This is a genomic window from Prevotella sp. P5-108, assembly GCF_002251385.1.
Taxonomy (GTDB): Bacteria; Bacteroidota; Bacteroidia; order Bacteroidales; family Bacteroidaceae; genus Prevotella.
Genome location: NZ_NPJJ01000043.1, coordinates 278759 through 297441 on the forward strand (window position 1 = coordinate 278759; position 18683 = coordinate 297441).

The 18683-nt window shown below is 46.3% G+C and carries 20 protein-coding genes and 2 tRNA genes; 16 read left to right on the top strand and 6 right to left on the bottom strand.

The window, feature by feature from the left end; genetic code table 11:
• Positions 1-98 precede the first annotated feature (98 nt).
• The 7 genes from CIK95_RS09325 (at position 99) to CIK95_RS09355 (ending at position 6743) form a co-directional block, all read left to right on the top strand.
• Positions 99-1166, top strand: a complete 1068-nt coding sequence (locus CIK95_RS09325; RefSeq protein WP_094466851.1) for a LacI family DNA-binding transcriptional regulator — start codon at positions 99-101, stop codon at positions 1164-1166.
• 4 nt (positions 1167-1170) lie between these two features.
• Positions 1171-2454, top strand: a complete 1284-nt coding sequence (locus CIK95_RS09330; protein WP_094466852.1) for a Na+/H+ antiporter NhaC family protein — start codon at positions 1171-1173, stop codon at positions 2452-2454.
• 1 nt (position 2455) lies between these two features.
• Entirely contained in the window at positions 2456-3256 is an 801-nt protein-coding gene (locus tag CIK95_RS09335) for a hypothetical protein (RefSeq protein WP_094466853.1), read from the top strand.
• Positions 3257-3328: 72 nt separating this feature from the next.
• Entirely contained in the window at positions 3329-3652 is a 324-nt protein-coding gene (locus CIK95_RS09340) for a hypothetical protein (protein WP_094466854.1), read from the top strand.
• A 438-nt stretch (positions 3653-4090) separates the two neighbouring features.
• On the top strand, positions 4091-4639 hold the full coding sequence (gene rfbC, locus CIK95_RS09345; RefSeq protein ID WP_022311482.1) for a dTDP-4-dehydrorhamnose 3,5-epimerase: 549 nt from the start codon (positions 4091-4093) through the stop codon (positions 4637-4639).
• A complete protein-coding gene (locus tag CIK95_RS09350; protein WP_094466855.1) occupies positions 4639-5955 on the top strand; it encodes a UDP-glucose/GDP-mannose dehydrogenase family protein in 1317 nt (438 codons plus the stop codon). Before rfbC ends, CIK95_RS09350 begins: the two co-directional genes overlap by 1 nt.
• Positions 5952-6743, top strand: a complete 792-nt coding sequence (locus CIK95_RS09355) for a DUF4738 domain-containing protein (protein WP_094387475.1) — start codon at positions 5952-5954, stop codon at positions 6741-6743. Before CIK95_RS09350 ends, CIK95_RS09355 begins: the two co-directional genes overlap by 4 nt.
• A 27-nt stretch (positions 6744-6770) precedes the next feature.
• Here CIK95_RS09355 and CIK95_RS09360 read toward each other — a convergent pair whose 3' ends face one another.
• From CIK95_RS09360 to CIK95_RS09375, 4 genes are all read right to left on the bottom strand, one after another.
• The gene (locus CIK95_RS09360; RefSeq protein WP_094466856.1) at positions 6771-8468 is read right to left on the bottom strand and encodes a putative transporter; all 1698 of its coding nucleotides are present in this window, start codon (positions 8466-8468) and stop codon (positions 6771-6773) included.
• Positions 8469-8527: 59 nt separating this feature from the next.
• Entirely contained in the window at positions 8528-8791 is a 264-nt protein-coding gene (locus CIK95_RS09365) for a hypothetical protein (RefSeq protein ID WP_144007794.1), read from the bottom strand.
• 67 nt (positions 8792-8858) lie between these two features.
• Positions 8859-9464 (bottom strand): DUF4840 domain-containing protein, encoded by a 606-nt coding sequence (locus tag CIK95_RS09370; RefSeq protein WP_144007795.1) that lies wholly within the window; start codon positions 9462-9464, stop codon positions 8859-8861.
• A 112-nt stretch (positions 9465-9576) separates the two neighbouring features.
• Entirely contained in the window at positions 9577-11223 is a 1647-nt protein-coding gene (locus tag CIK95_RS09375; protein ID WP_094466858.1) for a glycoside hydrolase family 10 protein, read from the bottom strand.
• A 103-nt stretch (positions 11224-11326) separates the two neighbouring features.
• Between CIK95_RS09375 and CIK95_RS09380 the strand changes: the two genes are divergently transcribed.
• The 9 genes from CIK95_RS09380 (at position 11327) to CIK95_RS09420 (ending at position 16838) form a co-directional block, all read left to right on the top strand.
• On the top strand, positions 11327-12847 hold the full coding sequence (locus tag CIK95_RS09380) for a carbon starvation protein A (protein ID WP_094466859.1): 1521 nt from the start codon (positions 11327-11329) through the stop codon (positions 12845-12847).
• A gap of 7 nt (positions 12848-12854) precedes the next feature.
• Positions 12855-13349 carry an outer membrane beta-barrel protein gene (locus tag CIK95_RS09385; RefSeq protein WP_094421386.1) on the top strand — a complete coding sequence of 165 codons (495 nt, stop codon included), beginning with the start codon at positions 12855-12857 and terminating at the stop codon, positions 13347-13349.
• Between the two features lie 5 nt (positions 13350-13354).
• Complete coding sequence (gene recR, locus CIK95_RS09390; RefSeq protein WP_094387469.1) at positions 13355-13966, top strand: recombination mediator RecR; 612 nt, start codon at positions 13355-13357, stop codon at positions 13964-13966.
• 2 nt (positions 13967-13968) lie between these two features.
• Positions 13969-14397: a hypothetical protein gene (locus CIK95_RS09395; RefSeq protein WP_094387468.1), complete on the top strand. Its 429-nt coding sequence runs from the start codon at positions 13969-13971 to the stop codon at positions 14395-14397.
• Positions 14372-15553: a glycosyltransferase family 2 protein gene (locus CIK95_RS09400; RefSeq protein ID WP_094466860.1), complete on the top strand. Its 1182-nt coding sequence runs from the start codon at positions 14372-14374 to the stop codon at positions 15551-15553. The genes CIK95_RS09395 and CIK95_RS09400 overlap by 26 nt, the downstream gene beginning before the upstream one ends.
• Positions 15534-16058 carry a GNAT family N-acetyltransferase gene (locus CIK95_RS09405; protein ID WP_094387466.1) on the top strand — a complete coding sequence of 175 codons (525 nt, stop codon included), beginning with the start codon at positions 15534-15536 and terminating at the stop codon, positions 16056-16058. The genes CIK95_RS09400 and CIK95_RS09405 overlap by 20 nt, the downstream gene beginning before the upstream one ends.
• Positions 16059-16131: 73 nt before the next feature.
• A tRNA-Asp gene (locus tag CIK95_RS09410) sits at positions 16132-16205 on the top strand.
• A gap of 29 nt (positions 16206-16234) precedes the next feature.
• A tRNA-Asp gene (locus tag CIK95_RS09415) sits at positions 16235-16308 on the top strand.
• A gap of 146 nt (positions 16309-16454) precedes the next feature.
• Positions 16455-16838, top strand: a complete 384-nt coding sequence (locus CIK95_RS09420; RefSeq protein WP_022311494.1) for a DUF1573 domain-containing protein — start codon at positions 16455-16457, stop codon at positions 16836-16838.
• A gap of 64 nt (positions 16839-16902) precedes the next feature.
• Here CIK95_RS09420 and CIK95_RS09425 read toward each other — a convergent pair whose 3' ends face one another.
• Together CIK95_RS09425 and CIK95_RS09430 are read right to left on the bottom strand one after the other, a co-directional pair.
• The gene (locus CIK95_RS09425) at positions 16903-18078 is read right to left on the bottom strand and encodes an MFS transporter (RefSeq protein ID WP_144007796.1); all 1176 of its coding nucleotides are present in this window, start codon (positions 18076-18078) and stop codon (positions 16903-16905) included.
• Entirely contained in the window at positions 18048-18680 is a 633-nt protein-coding gene (locus tag CIK95_RS09430; protein WP_094387464.1) for an HAD family phosphatase, read from the bottom strand. The genes CIK95_RS09425 and CIK95_RS09430 overlap by 31 nt, the downstream gene beginning before the upstream one ends.
• Positions 18681-18683 lie beyond the last annotated feature (3 nt).

Sequence of the window (18683 nt, forward strand, 5' to 3'; positions counted from 1 at the left end):
AATTGAAGAAAAAAAAACTAATGATGCCATTTTTTAGAGCTGTGTGTTTACACAATTCGGTTATTATTGTTATTTTTGCAATGATTAATCGTTATAACATGTCAGAGAAGATTAGAATCAAGGATATTGCCGAGCGTGCCGGTGTGTCGGTTGGTACGGTTGACAGGGTGTTGCACGGTCGTCCCAACGTGTCGCCATCTGCAAAAGCCAAAGTTGACGCAGTACTCAAGGAGTTGGACTACAAAGCCAATGTCTATGCCAGTGCTCTGGCGCGCAACCGCTCCTATCGTTTTATCCTGCTCATGCCAGAGTATGAGTCCGAGGCTTATTGGGAAGAAATTGAGCTGGGAGCCGTGAAGGCCAATGATGCCCGTCGCGATTTTCACATAAGTCTCGAGATAGTTTATTTTGACCGTTTCTCCAGTGAGTCTTATGTCAAGCAGTGCCGCTATTGCCTCTCTGCCCGCCCCGATGGACTCATCATCGTCCCAATGGACGAGGAAACAACACGAGCGTTTACCGATAGTCTTCATTCGATGGACATCCCATTTGTTTTGCTCGACTCTTTCATTCCCGACCTCAAACCCCTCGCCTTCTTTGGCCAGGATTCTTTCTGCAGTGGCTATTTTGCCGCCAAGATGCTTATGCTTATAGCGCGTGAAGAGAAGGAGGTGATGCTTATGCGACTGCTGAAAGACGGGCGCGCAGTAAGCCGTCAGCAGGAAAACCGCGCCGTAGGATTTATGAGCTATATGCAAAAACGGTTTCCCAATGTGCGCGTGAGTTACCTCGACCTTCCCATTGAGCACCGCAACGACCATGAGCTCTATACGGCCATGATAGATTCATTCTTTGCCCTGCATCCAGACATCCATCACTGCATCACATTCAACTCCAAGGCATATATAGTAGCCGATTACCTATTGGCGACGCATCGCAAGGATGTCCAGATTATGGGATACGACATGGTCAACCGCAATGCGATGTGCCTGAGGGAAGGCACTATCTCTTTCCTTATCGCCCAACATGCCTTTATGCAAGGCAGTCTCTGCGTAGAAACGCTGTTCCAATCGGTAGTGCTCCACAAGGAGGTAACAACTGTCAACTATATGCCGATAGAGTTGATTACACGCGAGAATATGGATTTTTACCGACGCAGCCTTTAGTATCATGACAAGTAATAAAAAAGGCCTGCTGGCACTTTCGCCTCTTGTAGTGTTTATCACGTTCTACCTCTCGCTATCTCTTCTGGCGGGCGATTTTAACCGCGTGCCTGTTACGGTGGCGTTTATGGTGGCGAGCGTCTATGCCGTATGTATTTCGGGCGGCCATACGCTACAGAGACGCATTGACATCTATAGCCGTGGAGCAGGTTCCGGACGTTTGCTGCTCATGCTATGGATATATGTATTAGCCGGTGCTTTTGCCTCGTCTGCCAAGGCCATGGGCAGCATCGATGCCACTGTGGCTATGGCGCTCCATGTACTTCCTTCCGACTTGCTGCTTCCGGGACTATTTGTTGCGGCATGTTTCATCTCACTCTCTATTGGCACGAGTGTTGGTACTGTCGTGGCACTTGTACCAGTGGCGGCGGGAATAGCTCTCGATACGGGGGCTTCCGTACCGCTTATGGTGGCAGTCATCGTTGGAGGTTCTTATTTCGGCGACAATCTCTCGTTCATTTCTGACACTACAGTTGTAGCCACACAGACCCAAGGCTGTAGGATGAGCGACAAGTTCAGAGTCAACCTGCGTATTGTGGCGCCTGCGGCAATTGTACTGCTGGCCGTCTATGGTTTTATGGGACGTGGCATAGCGTCTCCATCAGCCATTGAACCCATCGATTGGATACGCATAGTACCCTATGTAGCCGTATTGGTTATGGCCTTGCTTGGAATGAATGTTATGGCTGTACTAAGCCTGGGCATAGCCCTTTGTGCTATCATCGGAATCGCAGTGGGAGCCTACGACTTCTTCGGACTCCTTGATGCTATGGGCAGCGGTATCACATCTATGGGCGAACTGGTCATTATTGCTATGATGGCGGGTGGATTGCTCGAAATCATAAGTGAAATGGGCGGAGTCTCCTATCTTATAGACCGACTTACTGCCAAGGTGCACACCAAGCGTGGCGCCGAACTGTCAATTGCGGCCATGGTGAGCATGGTCAATCTCTGTACCGCCAACAATACTATAGCCATACTCACCGTAGGTGATATCTCCCGTCGTATAGGTGACAGATTTGGAGTGGACAATCGCAAGGCAGCATCCATACTCGACACGTTCTCGTGTATGGTACAGGGCATGCTTCCTTATGGCGTGCAGATGCTGCTCGCAGCAGGACTGGCTCATATCAGCCCGATGTCCATTATACCTTATTTATATTATCCCATGGCTATAGGAGTGGTAGCTCTCGGAGCCATCATCTTCCGATATCCTCGAAAATACAGTTGATATGGATATAGTAAAACGAAATCTCTTTGCGCTCATACGCTCTGGTGCATTAGGTGAATATACCAGACTTGAACCAATGACTCCTTGCAAGTGGAGGAAGTTGGGCGATATGGCACTTAGCCGTGGTGTGGCTTCTACCGTCTCCCTCGGACTGAGACACCACCAGTATGATCAGGGGTTGGGAATTCCTTCACTACAATTGGGCGATGGCGAAGTGACTTCGGCGCAGACTGCCATTCCCATGCGACAAGCCTCCATGGCAAACCTATGGCTTAACCACCAACTTAAAAGAATACGCAACACAGAGCGACATGCTATAGACACATCAGTAGATACCTTGCAGATACTTGATATTCTACTCTCATCCATTACAGCAATGATGGGACAGGATGCGTCACTCAGACATCTCGTGCAACTTGCCGTCTATCTTCGTACAAGGGGAGACAAGGTCGATTTTGTCAAACTTGACCGCTGGTTGCAGAAACTTCATGTGACAAGGGCAGCAGCATTACAAGGCAGTTTTCTTATCACGGCAATGGGCTTTGAGCCCGATGAGCTGCCATTTGTTCACTCTTCGGAGCCCCGGGCAGAATTCTTGCTTGACTACGCCCTATCCCATGGACAGCACGAGTACGAAGCCTGGCATCTCAGCGACACCAAACCTCTCTTCATACGCAACAACCCCAAAGCACTTTGGCGCAGGGTGCGTCGGTGTGCAAGATATATGAGTTATGCGCCATTAGAGACCATTAGCTATCTATTTCTATCAATGGCGCGTTCTATTGCCGAAGTTGAGGAGTAGAACAAGTTCGTAAATAGCACCCCATATTAAAGGACAATCTTAACAAATGGGCAAACATCACGCTCAACCGCAATGTTTGTTGGCACATATAGCGCAACAGAAATCGAAGCCGATGACAAATACAGATTGTTAGGCGGTAATGACGGTACTGTGATTGCAAATGTCAGTGAAGCCGGCACACTCAAAGGTACCCGCTGCTACTTTTTGTTCCCATCTGGTTCGCAGCAGGTTAACAAAAGCATAGGCTTGGACTTACCTACAGCCATCCACCCCAACACCTATACCGAGAAACAAGCCAATGGAGTGTATACATTGCAAGGCATAAAGATAAACGATACCACCAACCTACCTTCTGGCATCTACGTAAGAAACGGCAAAAAGTTCATTATCAAATAAATTCACATCTATGAAAAAAGAATATATACATCCGGAGATAATTCGCATTACATTGCCATCCGATTTATTGGGCCAAAATTTTGCCACTTCGTCTGGAGTAAGCGCAAGCCCAGGAAATGCACGCGCTCCACTCCATCACCATTCGGAAGACAACAATGACCCAGAGTGGGATTGACAAGTTAACAATAAGCACTACCTTCAAGCACGCCTCGCATACCAAGGCGTGCTTTCTTGTTATTGCCACGCAATAGGATTGGACGTTTCAGCTCTGTTTGACCATATATATTAACAACAATAGTTATGAATTGTGTAAAAAAAATGGACCGAAGTTAGCATATTGTCTATTTTTATCTTTACCTTTGCATAGATATCGCAACTATCACACGATAGCAATAATTTGCGATGAAAGAAAAAAGAACAATAAGCAACAAACAGACTATGGAATATATAGAAACCGAAATTCAAGGTGTATATATTATTAAGCCCAAGGTGTTTTTTGACGCTCGAGGATATTTCTACGAGGCTTGGAAGCAAGATGAATTTGAGCAGAATGTCGGAAAAATCAATTTTGTACAGGACAATGAGTCCAAATCGGGATACGGCATTCTCCGTGGTTTACATTACCAGGAGGGCGAGTATTCGCAAGCCAAGCTGGTAAGAGTAATTAAGGGCAAAGTGATAGATGTTGCCGTTGACTTGCGTAAGAATTCACCGACATTCGGCCATCATGTGATGGTGGAACTAAGCGAAGAAAACAAACAACAGCTCTTTATTCCCCGCGGATTTGCACATGGTTTCCTTGTGCTTAGCGAAGAGGCAATCTTTACCTATAAGGTGGACAACATCTATGCCCCCCAACACGAGGCGAGCATAAGATGGAATGATGAAACATTAGGAATAGAATGGCCCATTGACCCTGACAAGGTGATAACAAGCGCCAAGGACTTGGCGGGCAAATCATTTAAGGAAGCTAAATTATTTGAATAATGAATATAGCAATAGTTGGAACAGGTTATGTAGGTCTTGTGTCAGGCACATGCTTTGCAGACACGGGCGCTACAGTTACATGTGTCGATGTAGATGCCAAGAAGATTGAACGCCTGAAGAGCGGACAGATTCCTATCTACGAACCCGGATTGGATGAACTGGTAACAAAGAATATCAAAGCAGGCAGATTGAAGTTTTCGACATCATTGGCAGATATTATCAATGACCAGCAGATTATTTTTTCTGCTGTAGGCACCCCACCCGACGAGGACGGCAGCGCCGATTTGAAGTACGTGCTTCAAGTGGCCAAGACCATTGGCGAAAACCTCAATAAATATATGGTAGTGGTGACCAAGAGCACAGTGCCCGTGGGCACTGCCAAGAAAGTCAGAGCCACCATCCAGCAAGAACTTGACCGCCGAGGCGTAGACATTACCTTTGATGTGGCCAGCAACCCTGAGTTTCTCAAGGAGGGCAATGCCATCAAAGACTTCATGAGCCCCGACCGTGTAGTGGTAGGCGTAGAAAGCGACCGGGCCAAGGAACTCCTGACAAGATTGTACAAGCCCTTCCTGCTCAACAATTTCCGCGTCATATTTATGGATATTCCCAGCGCCGAAATGACCAAGTATGCCGCCAATTCGATGCTTGCTACACGTATTTCTTTTATGAATGACATCGCCAATCTCTGCGAGAAAGTTGGAGCCGATGTCAATATGGTCAGAGCGGGCATAGGAAGCGACACGCGTATCGGTCGTAAATTCCTCTACGCAGGCTGCGGATACGGCGGAAGCTGTTTCCCAAAAGATGTCAAAGCCCTTATCAAGACCGCCGACGACAACGGATATTCCATGGAAGTACTCAAAGCCGTAGAACGTGTCAACGAGCAACAGAAGCGTGTCTTGTTTGACAAGCTCACATCTGTCTTTTCCGGCGAATCCCTCAAGGGCATAACTGTTGCCCTGTGGGGCCTTTCGTTCAAGCCCGAGACCGATGATATGCGAGAGTCTACCTCACTGGTAATCATCAAGAAACTGCAGGAAGCCGGCTGCCGCATCAAGGTGTATGACCCTGTGGCTATGGATGAATGTCAGCGAAGAATTGGCGACAGCGTTGAATACGCTACAGATATGTATGACGCCGCCAATGGTGCTGACGCGTTACTGTTACTTACCGAATGGAAGGAATTCCGTCTGCCTAATTGGGACGTTATAGGCAAGATTATGAACCGCCGCATACTGCTTGATGGTCGTAACATCTTCGAACCCAGCGAACTTGAAGCAGCTGGCTTTGTTTATCACTGCATTGGACGATGAAGAAGTTTACAATCTTTGCAGCTACCTTGCTGCTAATCTTGTCGTGCAGCCAACAGCCGCACACCAAAAAGATTATACAGGAAGACAGGGCTGCCAAAAGGATGCTACAGGGAATCTGGATAAACGAAGACGGAGAAGACGTTGCCTTCCGGGTTAAGGGTGATACCATTTTCTACCCCGACACAACAAGTCTGCCTGTCTATTTCCAGATTATCGACGACACGCTGGTACTGCATGGCGCCAAGGAGGCCAAATATCACATCCAGAAACAAGCGGAGCATCTGTTTGTCTTCGAGAACCAGTCTGGAGAGCACATCACCCTGACCAAGAGCGAGGATGCCTCGGACATCTACTATTTCGGCAGCCGCAAAACCATTGCGCTCAACCAGCGACAGCTTATCAAGCGCGACAGTGTCATCAAGGCTGGCGAACTCCAGTACCATTACTATGTGCAGGTAAACCCTACAACGTATAAAGTGGTCAAGACTACTTATAATGACGAAGGTGTAGGTGTCGACAATGTGTATTACGACAACATTGTCCACCTGAGCATTTACCAAGGAGCCAAGCGCATCTATTCAAGCAACTTTGCTAAGGGTGATTTCACCGATTTGGTTCCCAAGGAGTATCTTTCGCAGAGTATTCTGAGCGACATCACATTCTACAAGTCCACCGCGGACAGTATGATATTCATCGCTTCGCTGGCCATCCCCGACGCTTCGACGTCGTTCCAAATAAAAGTGATTATATACAATAATGGAAAAAGAAAAATGCAGGTTTTCGATTGAAACCTGCATTTTTCTTTTTGCTATCTATCAGAGACCTCCACAACAGAACAGCACGATAATCTGGGCTGTGAAAATTCTCAAGAACATACTTAACGGATAAACGGTCGAATAGCCTACCGAGGGTTCCTCCTTCGAACACACCGAGTTGGCATAAGCCAATGCAGGTGGGTCAGTATACGTACCAGCCAGCATACCCATAATGGTAAAGTAGTTGAACTTATACTTCAGGCGTGCTATAGTACCTATAATAAGAATAGGGATGATAGTAATCAGGAAGCCGGTATAAACATATTTGAGACCGTCGCCCTGGACTACAGTATCCCAGAAGTGGGCACCAGCCTTGACGCCAACGGCTGCAAGGAACAATGCCAATCCTATCTCTCTCAACATCATATTTGCCGATGTCGTGGTATATGTAACCAGTCGCATGCGATAACCGAAACGACCGATAAGAATAGCTATGATAAGAGGTCCGCCGGCAATACCCAGCTTGAGAGGCACGGGCATACCTGGTATGGCGAATGGGAGGCTACCGAAGACGATACCTACAATGATACCGATAAAGATGGTCGCAATATTTGGTGCATCAAGACGCTTGATAGAGTTACCCATCAGCTCAGCCACACGATTGACATTGTCCTCGGGACCGACAACCATGATGCGGTCGCCTACATGGAAGTGGTGACGACGACTGGCAAAGAGGTCGATACCCTGGCGGGTGATACGGGTAACGTTGACGCCATGTACACTGGAGAAGTGCATCTTGCCCAGGGTCTTACCGTTCATCGAGGGATTGGTAATTACAATACGCTTAGACACCAGAGGCTGCTTCTCATTATCCTCAGGGAACGGATTGTCGATAGCAGGGCCGATAAACGCGCGGATAGCTTCAGCGTCGTGCTCGGCACACACGATATTCATCTCATCATCCAAATCGAGAATAGTATTCTTGTTAGGAATCACGACCTCGCCATTGTGAAGCAGACGCGAGCACACGATATCACGATTGAGGAACTCGGAAATCTGCTGCAGTTTCTTGCCAGCAAGATAAGAGTTGCTCACCTTCAGGTGCATAGAAAACGGCTTCTCGTGAGGGTTCTCATTTTCCAACGCCTGCAGCTGCTCATTCTCATCCTCCAGACGTATCTTGCAGATGTAGCGGATGGCAATGGTAGCACCGATAATGCCAAGTACACCCAAGGGGTAAGCACAGGCATATCCCGAAGCGATGGAAGGCACCTTGTCTGCAGGGAAGACCGAAGTAAGGGCCTCATTGGCTGCACCCAAACCAGGTGTATTGGTTACCGCGCCATACAACGTTCCGACCATCATCGGCAGATTGTTGACATCCGTAGTATCGAAAAAGAGATAATAGCAGGCAAACATCACGCCAATATTAAGCAGGACAGCTGCCGTGGACAAGAGGTTGAGAGTAACGCCGCCCTTCTTGAAACTCTCAAAAAAGCCAGGGCCAACCTGCAGACCAATCATAAACACAAAGAGGATGAGACCGAAGTCCTGAATAAACGTCAAGATATCGACGGGAGCCGTAAAGCCGACATGTCCAGCAATGATACCTGCGAACAAAACAAAGGTTACACCCAAAGAAATGCCGCAAATCTTGATTTTACCCAACAACACGCCTACTGCAATCACTATCGAAAACAGAAGGACTATGTGGGCAACCGAATTTTGCTGTGTAAAAAGGTTAATGAGCCAATCCATAAATTATATCATTTGTTATTTTCCTACAAAGTTACTGCATTTTTTTCATTTTCATTGTATCATAATTGTTTTTTTTTAACTTTCACTGCTCCGCAGATCCATTCCAGACTGTTGTTTCCTGCATTTATATTCACTTTAATCAAATATATCCCAAAAGCGAAGCGCGAATTGATAAAATCATGGTTTGATATTATCAATTCATGTTTTGAATAGTTTATTTCAGACTTTGAAACTATCGCCAGCGCCATCGCAACTGGTTTTGCCTTGCCGCCACTCTTGATGGAGACATCGCCTCTATACATCAGAAAGGCCGTAACACTCACACTGGAATGTTACGGCCCTCCCCTATCTTCTACCGCCGCGGTCATCTACACAGCGACAAACGTGCTGCTACTTATTAGGCGCAAACAACAGCATCGGAATGTTGGTAGTAGAAAGATATTTTTCCTTATAGGTTCCATCCTCGTAGATACCACCACCGACGAGGTGTATCTCCATCCTTTGGGTTGGCACATCATATACTCCGCACGAATTGGCATTACCATAAAACGCCAGTTGAACCTTGTGACTTTGGCCGCCATAGGTGATATTGTATGCAGGCGCATCAACACCGACGTAGAAAAGGACTGGTGACAAGCCAACGAAATGGATTTTGCACTTCACATCCTGGTAAGGCTGCTGCAACAGGGCTTCCTTGAGTTCGTTGTCGGTAATAAACTCGGCAAATGGCTCCACGGCAAAGTTATGTATGGTCAGCGTGCTGTCGGTATCAATCGTCCAGCTGATATCTACAGTATCGGTTTTGGTCTGATAGTTTCCGATATTCTTCAGATATACCATCTTGCCTGTATGATATCCTCTCACGGTCAAGAAAGCACTTTGGATTTCCTGCTTTGTAAGTTCACGGTACGAGTTGCTTTCATTGCATGATACCATCATCAAGGCCATCATGATAAAACCCGCCAAGACGGCGGCTGTCTTTCTGTTTCTTTTCATTTTCTTGTTATGTTGATAATTATAAATATAGCTTTTTCGCTTTGTAAATGCGACTTTAGGGAAATCTTGCACGGCAAACAGTTAAACAACGTTAACCGCGCCATTCCTCGCACTATCGGCGGATTACGAAATAGCCACAGCGATGTCTCACGCCCCTACTTGTCAAGACATAGAGGTGGTACACGCCAGGAGCAATCTTGCTCACATCCAGAGTCTGCCCCTTCCAGGCGCTTGTCAGGACAGGATTGCCCAGAACATCGGTCACCAGCAACACTACATTGCGCTCCCAAACTTCCTGTGAATGTGGCAAAATCAATTTGCGCCCATCACAGCTGAGTGCCGCAGAAGGATTGGCAAAGGACAAATCGCCCCGAGGCTCCATTTGCAGAGCGCCACTCTCTACACCATATCGATTCATAGCCGTCACAGCATAATACAACCGGTCCGAGTTGCCCACCTTTACCGCATTGCCGCTAACGCGGGCAGCTATAAGATTGCGTCCGTCTGTGATATCTACAGGATGGGAGGGAGACGAATACACATTATAATATATATCCCCACCTGTTACCGTCTTCTGCCAGGTCAGGACATGATTGCGGCCAAGAGCCAAGCATGTAGGGGCAGCGGGTGCAGTGCTGCTGGCCCATGTCATTGGCGGCACAAGGGCCGGTGAGGCGTTATGCTTTAATGTAAAATCGTAAATGCCCTTGGTATTGTCTGTAAAGAACTTGCTCCTGAAGAAGGCGTGCCCCAAACCATACTGGCGCAGCACATGCATCTCGCGCGAGATAATCTCCAGTGGCCAATCTTTCTCCTTGGGTGACAGAAAATAGATGCCCAAGCCAGGAGTGACGATGCGCCCATAACTGTTTTCGCTCCAATCGATGGCAAATGGAAAGAACTGGCGTCCCTGAAAGTACATCATCGGAAACAGCTGGTCCATCAACCCATCCCGCAGCCATCCTTGTGCATCCTGGCACACGCGCCTATAGGCATTCCATCCATAACTCTGATACCGGGTCAGGTCATCATGCTTGCCAATGGGCGCACTGCTCAGTTTGACATAAGGTTTGATGGTCTTTATACGGTCATGTATCGCCTTGACGATACGAGTAATGAAACTGCGGCCCTGAGTAGACGTGACTTTGATATTCCAATTCTCAGGATAGCGGATATAATCGAGATGGATTCCATCAACATCATAATTTCTGACTATCTCCTCGCAAATGTCTGCAATATAGCCGGCCGTCTGTGGCATCTCGGGATTGAGAAAACCCTCATCCCCTATCCTCTTCAGCATCTTCAGATTTCGCTTGCGCAAATTGCGGCAACCGGCTCCATTCCATTTGCCAACAGGAATGGCCACCACCCAGGCATGCAGTTCCATGCCACGACGATGACACTCATCGATTGCAAAGGCAAGAGCATCATAACCGGGACTCTTGCCAGGCCGACCGCTCAGACAACCATCCCAAGGCTCGTAGACTGAAGGATAAATAGTGGTGGCACGAATACGCGTCTGCAACAACACCTGATTGATACCCGCCTTCTGCAACTTGTCTAAGATGGCAACCAGTTCCCGCTTCTGCCTGTCTATCGAAGATGGAGTCTGGGCATAAGAGTGCGGCCAGTCTATCCCTCCGATAGTGGTAAGCCAGACTGCCCGCGCCTCATACTTGGGCGAAGGCTGATTGAACTGGGCTAATAACGGCGTATATATGGATATCAGGAGATATAAAAGAAGTAATCTAACTTTCATTGTTCAATTTTTCCGCAAAGATACTTAACTTTTTTGTATTTAGTTTGCGATTAGAACAAAATCTATTAACTTTGCAACAAATATAAGCTAAATTAGCGGAAAGATGATTTCTTTTATAATGGCCTTGATAGCCCTCATACTCGGCTATTGTATTTATGGGCGTATCGTCGAGCGCGTGGCCGGTCCCACCGACAACCCAACCCCAGCCATCAGCCACGCTGACGGCATTGACTATATCGCCATGCCTTCATGGCGGGTTTTTATGATACAATTTCTAAACATCGCCGGAACAGGTCCCATCTTTGGTGCCATTATGGGTGCATGGTATGGTCCAGCCGCCTATCTCTGGATAGTATTTGGCTGTATTTTTGCAGGCGCCACGCACGATTACTTTGTGGGAATGTTAAGCATACGCCACGGCGGTGCCAACATGCCAGCACTGGTGGGCACCTATCTGGGAGCAACAGCCAGAAGGATAATGCTCGTCTTCTCTGTCTTCCTGTTGCTCATGGTCGGCGTTGTATTTGTATATAGCCCGGCTCTACTTCTGAAGAATTACTGCCTCACCACCACATGGTGGGTCATCATCATCTTCGGTTACTACATCCTGGCGACAATCCTTCCCATTGACAAGGTAATAGGAAAGATTTATCCATTATTTGCCATTTCGCTCATATTCATGGCATTTGCACTTATGGTCATGCTATTTGTCAAGATGCCGGCTTTACCCGAGATATGGAGCGATCTGGAAGCCTCTAACAGGAACACCCCTACCTCGCTGTTAGGCACAGATACATTCTTCAGCAACAACCCCTTGTTTCCTTGCCTATTCCTAACTATTGCCTGTGGAGCTATAAGCGGCTTCCATGCCACACAAAGTCCGCTCATGGCGCGCTGCATCACATCTGAGCGTTTGGCACGCCCCATATTTTACGGTGCTATGATAACCGAAGGCATCGTGGCCTTGATTTGGGCAGCAGTATCTTCATACTTCTTCTACTATGGCGGCTGGCGCGAGGTGGTTGACCCGCAGACTATCTGTGATTTCCTGGCACAGGCAAACGATGCTGACAGCAAATCACTGATACAATACTTCACCGCTCCCGACGTAGTCAACAATATCTGTACGGGCTGGCTGGGAGTAATAGGAGGACTGCTGGCCCTGCTGGGAGTGGTCGCCGCTCCAATCACCAGTGGAGACACCGCTTTTAGATCAGCCAGACTCATCATAGCAGAGGCAATGAATGCCAGCCAGAAGCAATTGGGCAAGCGGTTTATGATTGCTTTGCCATTATTTGCCGTCGGACTGGGCTTGCTCGTATGGCAGATAGAAAACAAAGACGGTTTCAACACCATCTGGCAATGGTTCGGATGGTCAAATCAGACTCTGGCAGTCTTTGCCTTATGGACTATCACGGTATATCTGGCCAAACAGCATAAGTGTCACTGGTTCACATTTGTGCCAGCGGCATTCATGACAATGGTATGTACGACTTACATCCTCATCAGCGACAAAGCCCTGCATCTTCCAGCTGGCTTGAGCTACACATTAGGAGGACTGCTTACCGCTGCATTGACGATTATATATATAATATGGTATAAGAAACAAACAACAAAAAGATAACATTTGCATTATGAAGAAAATAGTATTATCATTAACGATGCTTGTTGTCGCACTGACAGCCAGCGCACAGTTTCAACAAGGTAAAGGATATATAGGCGCTTCGCTTAGCGGACTCAACCTATCATACAACAGCGAGAACGGATTGAACCTCGGCGTACAGGCCAAGGCAGGTTACCTGTTTGCAGACAATTGGATGCTCTTGGGCGAGGTAGGCTATGACCACTATGGCAAAGACAAGATAGCTGACCAGGCAGCAATAGGCGTGGGATTCCGTTATTACATCATCCAGAACGGTCTCTTCCTCGGCGCAAATTGTAATTTTGTGCACAGCAATCATAGTTACAACGACATTATGCCCAGTGCTGAAGTTGGTTATGCCTTCTTCATCAACCGCTCGGTAACCATCGAGCCTTCAGTGTATTACAAACATTCATTCAAGGATAGCGACCACTCCACAATCGGACTTAAGGTGGGTATCGGCGTTTACCTGTTTGACGATTAATCGCGGTGGAACAGCAATATCCATCGACCCTATTGGAAAAAGCCGTCTCCGAGTTCTCCAAACTACCAGGTATCGGGCGCAAGACAGCACTAAGACTTGTACTGCACCTCTTACGGCAGAGCGAAGAAAGCGTTGACGGTTTCACCAGCGCCATCGGCACTTTGCGTCATAATGTAAAGTATTGCAAGGTGTGTCACAACATCAGCGATACTGACATCTGTCCGATATGCTCTGATGCACATCGCGACACAAGGACAATATGTGTAGTGGAAAACATCCGCGACGTGATGGCGATAGAGAACACTCAGCAATATCGGGGACTATACCATGTCTTAGGTGGCATAATATCCCCGATGGACGGCATCGGCCCTGGAGATATAGAGATAGCTTCGCTCGTAGAACGCGTGGAGCGTGACGATATAGGCGAAATCATCCTGGCACTCAGCCCCACAATGGAGGGCGACACAACCAACTTTTATATATCCAGAAAATTGGCACACACAAATGTGAATATCAGCGTCATCGCACGAGGCATTTCTATCGGCGACGAATTGGAATATACCGACGAAGTGACACTGGGCCGTTCTATACTCAATCGTATTCCTTTCAGCAAATAAAAATGGAAACTATTCAGAAGAAATTACAACTCATATTTTGGATTCCAATCGCACTTTCGGCAATCATAATTGTATCAGGCGAGTTGGACATCATACCCAATGGCATCCTGGCCAATGACAAGCAAGTGGAGTTTGTCATCATGTCAATGATGGAGATTCTCACGATTATTGCGATTCCTGTAGCCTTGAAACTCTTCAAGTTCAAAGCCATCGCCAACAAACTGGCATCTGACACCTTGCTTCATTTCGAGCGTTGGGGAATTGTACGACTATGCCTGCTCAACGTGCCCATGGTAATCAATCTGGTATGCTACTACCTTTTTGTCGGTGCCGGCTTCGGGTATCTTGCCATCATCCTGTTCCTGAGCCTTTTCTTCGTATATCCATCATTGTCGCGCTGTTACAATGAAACTGACGGTCATAATAGTTAACTACAACGTAAAGTTTTATGTGGAGCAGTGCCTATACTCGTTGCGCAAAGCGCTAACGGGAATAGACGCCGAAATATGTGTTGTCGACAATTGTTCGAATGACGGCAGCATAGACTACCTCAAGCCGCGTTTTGATGACGTTGTTTTCATCCAAAACCAAGAGAACCTGGGGTTCTCACGCGCCAACAACATAGCCATAAGGCGTTCCCAAAGCAAGTACGTGCTCCTGCTGAATCCGGACACAATGGTAGGCGAAGACACCATTCGCCAAACTATCGCGTTTATGGACAGTCATGAGCGAGCTGGTGCTTTAGGAGTCAAGATGCTAAACACAGACGGCAGCGTGGCCAAAGAATCGCGTAGAGGCATACCCTCGCCTGCCACTGCCTTCTACAAGATGTGCGGATTGTGCGAACGCTTTCCAGCCAACCGGACATTTGCCCACTATTATATGAGCTACCTCCCATGGAACGAGGCTTCCAAAATAGAGATTGTAAGCGGTGCGTTTTGCCTGCTGCGCAAATCCACGCTGGAAGAGGTAGGCCTACTCGATGAAGACTTCTTCATGTATGGAGAAGACATAGACTTGTCGTATCGCATACATAACAAAGGATGGGATGTATGGTATTACCCGACAGAAATACTCCACTACAAAGGGGAAAGCACGCAAAAAACATCGTTTCGCTATGTGCACGTGTTTTATGAGGCAATGCTTATATTCTTCAACAAGCATTATTCCCACCTGAGTTTTCTTTTCTCTCTTCCCATACAAATGGCAATTTACTCGAAGGCACTATCTACTCTGATTAGTGTCAAAATGAGCAAATTCTATTCAACCTTCAAAAACGAGAAGCTCAAAGTGGCTGCCCCCATAAGCTACATTTGTGTCGTACCCATGGAGAATAGAGAACTATGTAATAAAATCGCATCTGCAAACGGCTTAGACCCAAAGTACATTACAGATTTAGGTGACATAGAGTATAACGAACTCAACGAGACAGCCCTTACATATATTATATATGATGTGTCTGCCTTTGCCCTTCAGCAGATATTCAAGAGTGCAACATCGTCTGCCCACCCAAGAGTGAAGATGGGCTTTTTCAACCCATTGTCGCATACGATTATCACCGAAAAAAATGTATTCAATGACCAATAGCCTGCCAACAGTCAAGCTAAGAGCTTTAGAGCCAGAAGACTTGGAGTTCTTCTATAGTATAGAAAATGATCCCGAGTTATGGGATGTGAGCGACTATACGACCCCGTATTCACGATATGTCCTGCATGACTTTATTGCCAACAGTACATGCGACATATATAAAGACGGCCAAGTAAGGTGGGCCATCGAAAACGAAGAAGGCGAGGTTGTGGGCATGATAGACCTAACCAATTTTGACCCACATCACTCAAGAGCCGAGACGGGAATCGTCATTGCTAAAAAATACAGAAGAAACAAGTATGCCTTATCAGCCTTGCTACAGCTGATCAGTTATGCTGGCAGTGTGCTACACCTTCGCCAACTTTATGCACTCATAAATACTGACAATGAACGTTCTGTGTCTTTGCATGAATATGTCGGCTTTGTCAAAGGGACAATACTTAAAGATTGGTTCCGCACTTCAAACGGTTTTGCAGACGCATATGCCATGCAATTATTTTTATAAAAATATGCGCAAGTATTTGGTGGATTAGAAAAATATTACTACCTTTGCACTCGCAAATAAGGAACAGGTAACTGGTGCGTTAGTTCAGTTGGTTAGAATACATGCCTGTCACGCATGGGGTCACGGGTTCGAGTCCCGTACGCACCGCAAGTTCTTCAGATGCAAAAAACTAACAAGGTGTGTTAGTTCAGTTGGTTAGAATACATGCCTGTCACGCATGGGGTCACGGGTTCGAGTCCCGTACACACCGCAGAAGAGTCTTAAGTTCTTACTTAAGACTCTTTTCGTTTATAGCAAACAAACACTAAGTTAATTAATAAATTATAAATAACCGCCGAAAACTGCCTATATTCATAATTTATCCCTAACTTTGCACAATATTAAATAATGATTGATATGAAAAAGATATTTTTATTGTTAATGATGCTGGCAAGCCTTGTCGCCTACGCGCAGCAGGAACAGCCAGAAATAAAGTTTGACAAGACCGTACATAACTTCGGCACGTTCAGTGAAAAGACACCTGTCCAGACTGCCGTTTTTGCATTCACTAATATCGGCAAAGCCCCTCTCATCATCAACCAGGCCATAGCCAGTTGCGGATGCACCATCCCCTCATATACAAAAGAGCCTATCATGCCCGGCGAAAAGGGAACTGTAAAAGTTACCTATAACGGGAAAGGCAAATTCCCTGGACATTTCAAGAAATCGATTACCATTAGGACTAACGGAAAAGTAGAAATGGTCCGTCTATATATAGAAGGAGATATGAAAGAAGAGTAACAAACAGTCCTATACGATAAGCAAAAAACTCATTCAAGCAGGTCTTGAATGAGTTTTTTGCTTATTACCTATTCTTGTGTTTCATAAACCAACGATGCAAGTAGAATACATATAGCATACATGCCATAATACTAATGGCAAGCGCAATCCATAAGGTGAGATACATCTCTCCGTGACATACCGCCAAGCCACCGACTACACCAAGTCCAATTCCCGTCTCCCAAGACAGAAAGTAACTACTCTGAGAAGTGCCACGTTGGCAATGAGTACTAAGTTTGATAAAGAACAAGAGAAAACGCGTACCTATCACCCCTACTCCCAACCCAAGCAATGTGGCTGAAATAGATATGACCTCATGACAACCAGAACGCTCAATGAGTAAAAACAATGCTATAATCATGGCAAGAAGAGCTGTTACCGCTTGACTCTTTAACTCGGCATTGACAAACGCAATCCTCTCTACAAGGACTGCCACAAACAATCCCAACAACATCCAAGCAAAAAAAGCAGCAGGCAACCGCAAGGTGTAAAGCATACCTACAACTACCATAATCAGTGCCAAACACACAAAGAGCATAACTCCGCCTGGCAAGAGAAAACGGTCCAAGCTACATCTTTCTATATTATCTGGAGGGGTCTTGAAAGGAAAGCGTATAACCGAAATAAGCAAGAGGGCCAATACTGACAACAGCACAGATAAAAGAAACGCGCGCTCAAGACTTACATGAGAAACCACCACAAGAGAGATCAGCGGGCCCAAAGCAACAGCAAGCCGACCGAACCAGTTGATATGATAATTAGCCTCTGTACGGAAATAAGACTGAACAGAATCAACGACCAGAGTAGAAAGCAAGACCATCTGTGCCAACCCGTAAACGGCACCTAATATGAATCGTAAGGCCACTACAAGTTCAAATCGAGCAGCCATTGGAGACGTGCGCAAATACAACATCATAAGGATATCGCCAATTAACAGCAAAATCGCATATTGACACACCCTTTTGCGACGATAACGCTCTACCAAATAACTTACAAATGGCCCAAAAGCATATAGACCCAGCACATACGCCCCCATTACAAGAGCCTGTGCCTGATAAGAGAAACCATTGATTCGCATATATGTCAACATTTCAGGTATCAACATATATACGCCTATTGAAAGTAAAGAATTGGCTATAGCCAAAAACCAGAATTCTTTATGCCAATGGCTCAGATGAATGGAGGTATTCTGTGTGTCCAATTTGAGAAATCATTGATTACTAAATCACAATAATCTGATATGGCTGAAGCACTATTTGTGGTAGCCAGTCCTACAACATACAAATTGGCAGCACGCGCCGCCTTCAGACCATTAAAACTATCTTCGAAGCCAATACATTCGTCAGGAAGTACACCCAAGACTTCGGCACCCTTAAGGTAACATTCGGGATGGGGCTTGCTATGGGAGAAGTCTTCAGAAGTAAGAATGGCGTCAAAATAATCCCGAAACTCAGGATGAGCCGCGTAGATACTTCTCATCTTTTCATTATTACTGCTTGTGACAATTGCCGTTTTGATATTTTTCTCTTTCAATGCCAAAACAAATTGCTGAAATCCGGGAACATAATCAAAATGCATATTCCGCTCAAATTCATTAAGACGACTTACAATCTGCGATTGTTCAGACTGAAGATGAGAAAAATACGCCGAAAATATCTGAGTCAAGGTTTGTCCCTTGATTCTCTTTGCAAAATCAGGAATATCAGAATGATACTGCCTGCCAATCTCTCCCCAAAAGAGCGTATATTGTGGCTCGGTATCAAATACGACACCATCCAAGTCAAAAAGCGCTGCTTTAATCATTAT